We start from the raw sequence: 6,272 nt of genomic DNA, 5'->3' as shown, positions 1-6,272 counted from the left end.
CCGTGGCGCGGCTCGCGAAGCGCCCGCGGTCGCCAGTTCGGTCCGTCCGCGGACGGCCCCCCGCACAGGGCCGGGGCGGCCTTCCTCGTAGCGCGCCTTCCTCGTAGCGCGCCTTCCTCGTAGCGCGCCTTCCTCGTAGCGCGCCTTCTCGTACCGCGCGACTACCGCTTCGTGCCGTCCACGATCAGCGGGTTGCCCGTGCCGCCGCCGCACGGGACCGCGTACACCGGGTTCTTCGCCGCGGCCTCCTTGTACGCGTCGATGCACTGGTTCATCAGGACCTTGTCCGTCAGCGAGTCGTTGAGGATCTTGTTGGCGCGGGCGATGCCCTCGGCCTCGATACGGCGCCGGTCGGACTCTGCCTTGGCCGTACGGGACGCCTCGGTGGCGCGCTCGGTCGCCTGCTGCTGCTGGATCTTGCGGTCGATCTGGGTCTGTAGGGCCGCCGAGGGCTTCACGTTGCGCAGGTTGACGGCGGTGACGTCGATCCCACGCGGAGCGAGGCGCTCCTTGATGAGCGTGCCGATCTCGGCGTTGATCTTCTCGCGGTCGCTGGCGTAGCCCTGCTCGCTCGTGTAGCGCGCGAAGACGTTCCGGACGATCTCCCGGCTGTCGGGGTAGACCAGCCGCGTCTGGATGGACTCCTCGCTGCCCGCGAGCCGGTAGAGCTCGACGGCCTTGGCGGGCGTGACCGCCCACTTCACGGTCACCTCGACCTCCATCACGCCACCCTGCGAGGAGCGGACCTCGACCACGTCCTTGTCGGAGAGGTTGAGGTCGACGGGGCGGGTGGAGAAGGTCGTGACGTCGGTGAAGGGCGACTTCACGTGCATGCCCGAGGTCATCGGCTCGCCCACCTTGCCGAACGCGACCGGGACGCCGACCTCGTACGCGCTGACGACGTACGTCATGCTCGCGAGCAGGGAGAAGGCGCCGGCGAGGACCGCGCCGAGTGCGCCCAGCTTCAGCCCCTTCGAGCCGTTGGCCCGGCTGACGAAGAAGAGCACGACCGCCGCGATCAGCAGCAGTATCGATATGACGAACACGGGCTTTCCCCCCGAGAGCTACGGCCAGATGTAAGCGGAGCGTAAAGCACGGTCCGTGCGGTACGCCCTCGGGGGTGGAGTGCGACGGGGCGTCAGATCAGGCCGCGCTCCCGCAGGTACTCGAGCTGCGCCCGTACGGAGAGCTCGGCGGCCGGCCAGAGCGAGCGGTCCACGTCCGCGTACACGTGGGCGACCACCTCCGAGGGGGTCAGGTGGCCGTTCTCCACGGCCGTCTCGACCTGCGCGAGCCGGCCGGCGCGGTGCGCGAGGTAGAACTCCACCGCGCCCTGGGCGTCCTCCAGGACCGGGCCGTGTCCCGGGAGCACGGTGTGGACGCCGTCGTCGACGGTGAGCGAGCGCAGCCGGCGCAGCGAGTCCAGATAGTCGCCGAGCCGCCCGTCGGGGTGGGCGACGATCGTCGTGCCGCGACCCAGGATCGTGTCGCCCGTCAGGACGGCCTGGTCGGCGGGGAGATGGAAGGAGAGCGAGTCCGAGGTGTGCCCGGGTGTCAACACCACGCGCAGCTCCAGACCGCCGACCGTGACGACGTCCCCGGCGGCGAGGCCCTCGTCACCGAGGCGCAGCGCCGGGTCCATGGCCCGTACCCGGGTCCCGGTCAGCTCGGCGAACCGGCCCGCGCCCTCGGCGTGGTCGGGGTGACCGTGGGTGAGGAGGGTGAGCGCGACGCGCTTGCCCAGCTTCTCGGCGGTCGCGACGACGTTGTGGAGGTGGCCGTCGTCGAGCGGCCCGGGGTCGATGACGACGGCGAGGTCGGAGTCGGGCTCGGAGACGATCCAGGTGTTGGTGCCGTCCAGGGTCATCGCGGACGGATTGGGCGCGAGGACGTTGACGGTACGGGCGGTCGCCGGGCCGGAGAGGACCCCGCCCCGGGGCTGCCCGGGCAGCGAACCGGCGGCGGTCATCGCGCACCCCCGCGACCGGTGTCCGTGTCCGGCTGCGTGTCCTGAACGGCGGCTGTCGGACCGCCCACGTCCGGGACGGCGGGCGTCGGGCCGTCCGCGGCCGGACCGGCCGCACCGGAATCCGCGCCCGTCGGGATGTGCTTGGTGAACTCCTCGTGGCCCGGCCAGCTCAGGATCAGCTCGTCGCCTTCGAGGCGGGCCTGCGCCAGCACGGGAGTCAGGTCCTGGTCCCGCGCGGCGGCCAGCGCCTCCGCGGCCGAGCCGAACGGCGTGAGCGCGCGCAGGGTCGAGATCGTCGGCGGCATCATCGTCAACTCGCCCCGGTCGTAACCGGCCGTCGCCTCCGGCGGACGGATCCAGACCGTGCGGTCGGCCTCCGACGAGGCGTTTCGCGTGCGCTGACCGGCCGGGAGTGCGGCCACGAAGAACCACGTGTCGTACCGCCGCGGCTCGAACTCGGGCGTGATCCAGCGCGCCCACGCGCCGAGCAGGTCCGAACGCAGCACGAGCCCGCGCCGGTCGAGGAAGTCGGCGAAGGACAGCTCCCGGTCGACCATCGCCACCCGGTCCTTCTCCCACTCCTCGCCGGTGGTGTCCCCCACCACGGAGTCGGCGGTCTCCCCGGCGAGCAGCACGCCCGCCTCCTCGTACGTCTCGCGCACGGCCGCGCAGAGGATCGCCTGCGCCTCTTGCGTGCTCGCCACGCCGAGGCGGGCCGCCCAGCTCTCCAGGGAGGGGCCGGCCCAGCGCACCGGGTGTTCGTCGCGCGGGTCGACCCCGCCGCCGGGATAGGCGTACGCGCCGCCCGCGAAGGCCATGGAGGCGCGGCGCCGCAGCATGTGGACGCTCGGCCCGTCCGTGCCGTCGCGCAGCAGCAGGACCGTGGCGGCCCGTCTGGGGGTCGCCGGGGTGAGTTCGCCCGCGGCGAGGGCGCGGATGCGGTCGGGCCATTCCGGCGGGTACCACTGACCATTCGGCATGGCCGGATGGTATGCGCAACTACCGCCATGCACGAGAGCCGATTCCCCCTGGGCGGGAGAACCGGCTCTTGACGAACGTACGACCGTGCAGGTGGTCGGAGCTGGGCCTGGGTCGTGTCCGAAGCCTGGCCCGGCTCGCGACGCTCCCTAGGCGGCGACCTCGGCGTCGACGAGCTCCACCTGGACCTCGACCTCGACCGGGGCGTCCAGCGGCAGGACGGTGACGCCCACGGCGCTGCGCGCGTGCACGCCCTTGTCGCCGAGGACCGCGCCGAGCAGCTCGCTGGCGCCGTTGATGACGCCGGGCTGGCCGGTGAAGTCGGCGGCCGAGGCGACGAAGCCGACGACCTTCACGACCCGCTTGATCCGGTCCAGGTCACCGGCGACCGACTTCACGGCCGCGAGCGCGTTCAGCGCGCACGTGGCGGCGAGCTGCTTGGCCTCCTCGGCGGTGACCTCGGCGCCGACCTTGCCGGTCACCGGAAGCTTGCCCTCCACCATCGGGAGCTGGCCCGCGGTGTAGACGTACACACCCGACTGGACAGCCGGCTGATAGGCGGCCAGCGGCGGCACGACCTCCGGCAGGGTCAGGCCCAGCTCGGCGAGCTTCGCCTCGACGGTCCCGCTCACGCGCTCTTCTCCCGCTTCAGGTAGGCCACGAGCTGCTCGGGGTTGTTCGGGCCGGGAACGACCTGGACGAGCTCCCACCCGTCCTCGCCCCAGGTGTCCAGAATCTGCTTCGTCGCGTGCACGAGAAGGGGCACGGTCGCGTATTCCCACTTGGTCATGGAGCCGACTGTATCCGCTGCCACAGGCGCCCTCCTGCTTAGGCTGCCGCTCCAGTGGTTAGGCTCGAAGGCGTGAGCAGGCTCCAGGTCGTCAGCGGCAAGGGCGGTACCGGTAAGACGACGGTCGCCGCCGCCCTCGCGCTCGCCCTCGCGACAGAGGGCAAGCGGACCCTCCTCGTGGAGGTCGAAGGCAGACAGGGCATCGCACAGCTCTTCGAGACGGAGGCTCTTCCGTACGAGGAACGCAAGATCGCCGTCGGTCCGGGCGGGGGCGAGGTCTTCGCGTTGGCCATCGACGCCGAGCGCGCCCTCCTGGACTACCTCCAGATGTTCTACAAGCTGGGCAGCGCGGGCCGGGCCCTGAAGAAGCTCGGGGCGATCGACTTCGCGACGACGATCGCGCCCGGGGTACGGGACGTGCTGCTGACCGGCAAGGCCTGCGAGGCGGTCCGCCGACGCGAGAAGCACGGCGGCTACACCTACGACCACGTCGTCATGGACGCGCCCCCGACCGGTCGGATCACCCGCTTCCTCAACGTCAACGACGAGGTGGCGGGGCTCGCCAGGATCGGCCCGATACACAATCAGGCGCAGGCCGTGATGCGCGTCCTGAAGTCCCCCGAGACGGCCGTGCATCTGGTGACCCTCCTGGAGGAGATGCCGGTCCAGGAGACCGCGGACGGCATCGCGGAGCTGCGCGCGGCCGAACTGCCGGTGGGCGGAGTCATCGTGAACATGGTCCGTCCGCACGTCCTCGACGAGGCGGCGGTACGGGCGGCCTCCGGCGACCACCGGGACGCGGTCGCGCGGACCCTCGCGGCGGCGGGCGTCCGGGGCGGTACGAAGCTGGTCGATCCGCTCCTGGAGCAGGCGGCCGAGCACGCGCAGCGGGTGGAGCTGGAGCGGGAGCAGCGGGCGGTGCTCATGGGACTGGACGTACCGGCGTACGAACTCCCGTTCCTGGGGGACGGGGCGGACATCGCGGGCCTGTACCGGCTGGCGAAGGAGCTGCGGAAACAAGGGGTGGGCGTGTGACGGGTCCGGTGAACGGCACGGTGAACGGTCTCGACTCCGTACCCGTACTCGCACTCGATCCGCTCATCGACGACCCGGGGACCCGGATCATCGTCTGCTGCGGCGCGGGCGGCGTCGGCAAGACGACGACGGCGGCGGCCCTCGGCGTACGGGCGGCGGAGCGGGGCCGCAAGGTCGTCGTGCTGACGATCGACCCGGCGCGGCGCCTCGCGCAGTCGATGGGGATCGACTCGCTGGACAACGTGCCGCGCGAGGTGGACGGCATCAAGGGGTCCGACGGGGGACAGCTGCACGCGATGATGCTCGACATGAAGCGGACCTTCGACGAGATCGTCGAGGCGCACGCGGATGCCGAGCGGGCCCGGGCCATCCTGGAGAACCCCTTCTACCAGTCCCTGTCGGCCGGTTTCGCCGGTACGCAGGAGTACATGGCGATGGAGAAGCTCGGTCAGCTGCGGGCCCGCGACGAGTGGGACCTGATCGTGGTCGACACCCCGCCGTCGCGCTCCGCGCTCGACTTCCTGGACGCGCCGAAGCGGCTCGGGTCCTTCCTGGACGGGAAGTTCATCAAGCTGCTGATGGCCCCCGCGAAGATGGGCGGCCGGGCGGGGATGAAGTTCCTGAACGTCGGGATGTCGATGATGACGGGGACGCTGGGGAAGCTGCTGGGAGGTCAGTTCCTGAAGGACGTGCAGACCTTCGTGGCCGCGATGGACACGATGTTCGGCGGCTTCCGGACCCGTGCGGACGCGACGTACAAGCTGCTCCAGGCGCCCGGCACGGCGTTCCTCGTCGTCGCCACGCCGGAGCGGGACGCGCTGCGCGAGGCGGCGTACTTCGTGGAGCGGCTGGCGGCCGAGGAGATGCCGCTGGCGGGTCTGGTCCTCAACCGCGTGCACGGCAGCGGCGCCGCCGGGCTCTCGGCCGAGCGGGCGCGGGCCGCGGCGGAAAATCTTGACGAGGGGCGCATTGTGGATCAGGGGGCGGGGAAGACTGCTGGGCGTGGCTCCCGCGCCACTACCCCCGAGCTGTCGGACAGCGAGCTGCCGCGCATCGAGCCGTCCGACCCCGCGACCGCCGCCGAGACCGTCCCGAGCACCGCCGTACGTTCTGCCGCACGTTCCGCGCACGACGAGGCTGCCCCCACAGCCGACGACGCAGGCGCCGAGGACACCGCCGTCGAGGACACCGCCATCGACGCCACGGCCGAGGCGCATGACATCCAGCAGCTGACCGCCGGTCTGCTCCGGCTCCATGCCGAGCGGATGCAGGTGCTCGCGCGCGAGCAGCGCACGCGCGACCGGTTCACGGCGCTCCACCCCGAGGTGGCCGTCGCCGAAGTGGCAGCTCTGCCCGGCGACGTGCACGACCTGGACGGGCTGCGGGCCATCGGCGATCGCCTCACCGCCGGCCGGACGCTGTCCCCCTGATCGGTCCGATCGGTCCCGGCACGCGCACGTGTGCATCCCTCACGTGGCGCGTGCTGTCCCGGCGGGGACG

General features: G+C 71.8%; 7 protein-coding genes. 2 read left to right on the top strand and 5 right to left on the bottom strand.

What is annotated here, in order from left to right; genetic code table 11:
* Positions 1 to 161: 161 nt before the first annotated feature.
* The 5 genes from ACWF79_RS23375 to ACWF79_RS23355 all read right to left on the bottom strand — a co-directional run bounded on the left by ACWF79_RS23375 (position 162) and on the right by ACWF79_RS23355 (position 3,737).
* On the bottom strand, positions 162 to 1,046 hold the full coding sequence (locus ACWF79_RS23375) for a prohibitin family protein (RefSeq protein WP_453730070.1): 885 nt from the start codon (positions 1,044 to 1,046) through the stop codon (positions 162 to 164).
* A 92-nt stretch (positions 1,047 to 1,138) separates the two neighbouring features.
* The gene (locus ACWF79_RS23370) at positions 1,139 to 1,969 is read right to left on the bottom strand and encodes an MBL fold metallo-hydrolase (protein WP_453730069.1); all 831 of its coding nucleotides are present in this window, start codon (positions 1,967 to 1,969) and stop codon (positions 1,139 to 1,141) included.
* On the bottom strand, positions 1,966 to 2,949 hold the full coding sequence (locus ACWF79_RS23365) for an NUDIX hydrolase (RefSeq protein WP_453730068.1): 984 nt from the start codon (positions 2,947 to 2,949) through the stop codon (positions 1,966 to 1,968). Before ACWF79_RS23365 ends, ACWF79_RS23370 begins: the two co-directional genes overlap by 4 nt.
* Positions 2,950 to 3,096: 147 nt before the next feature.
* Positions 3,097 to 3,579: a RidA family protein gene (locus tag ACWF79_RS23360; RefSeq protein ID WP_453730067.1), complete on the bottom strand. Its 483-nt coding sequence runs from the start codon at positions 3,577 to 3,579 to the stop codon at positions 3,097 to 3,099.
* Entirely contained in the window at positions 3,576 to 3,737 is a 162-nt protein-coding gene (locus ACWF79_RS23355) for a DUF4177 domain-containing protein (RefSeq protein WP_075033571.1), read from the bottom strand. The genes ACWF79_RS23360 and ACWF79_RS23355 overlap by 4 nt, the downstream gene beginning before the upstream one ends.
* A gap of 72 nt (positions 3,738 to 3,809) precedes the next feature.
* Between ACWF79_RS23355 and ACWF79_RS23350 the strand changes: the two genes are divergently transcribed.
* Positions 3,810 to 4,772 (top strand): ArsA family ATPase, encoded by a 963-nt coding sequence (locus tag ACWF79_RS23350; protein ID WP_453730066.1) that lies wholly within the window; start codon positions 3,810 to 3,812, stop codon positions 4,770 to 4,772.
* A gap of 8 nt (positions 4,773 to 4,780) precedes the next feature.
* Positions 4,781 to 6,202, top strand: coding sequence for an ArsA family ATPase (locus ACWF79_RS23345; protein WP_453730077.1), 1,422 nt, complete (start codon positions 4,781 to 4,783; stop codon positions 6,200 to 6,202).
* Positions 6,203 to 6,272 lie beyond the last annotated feature (70 nt).

Source organism: Streptomyces sp. NPDC054975 (assembly GCF_053609105.1).
Note: the sequence above shows the minus strand (reverse complement) of the source record. Positions and strands in the feature narration are given on the sequence as shown.

What these genes read in the sequence shown, in the direction of transcription:
- ACWF79_RS23370 (WP_453730069.1), bottom strand. Translation starts at nt 1,969, where the DNA reads ATGACCGCCGCCGGTTCGCTGCCCGGGCAGCCCCGGGGCGGGGTCCTC.
- ACWF79_RS23365 (WP_453730068.1), bottom strand. Translation starts at nt 2,949, where the DNA reads ATGCCGAATGGTCAGTGGTACCCGCCGGAATGGCCCGACCGCATCCGC.
- ACWF79_RS23355 (WP_075033571.1), bottom strand. Translation starts at nt 3,737, where the DNA reads ATGACCAAGTGGGAATACGCGACCGTGCCCCTTCTCGTGCACGCGACG.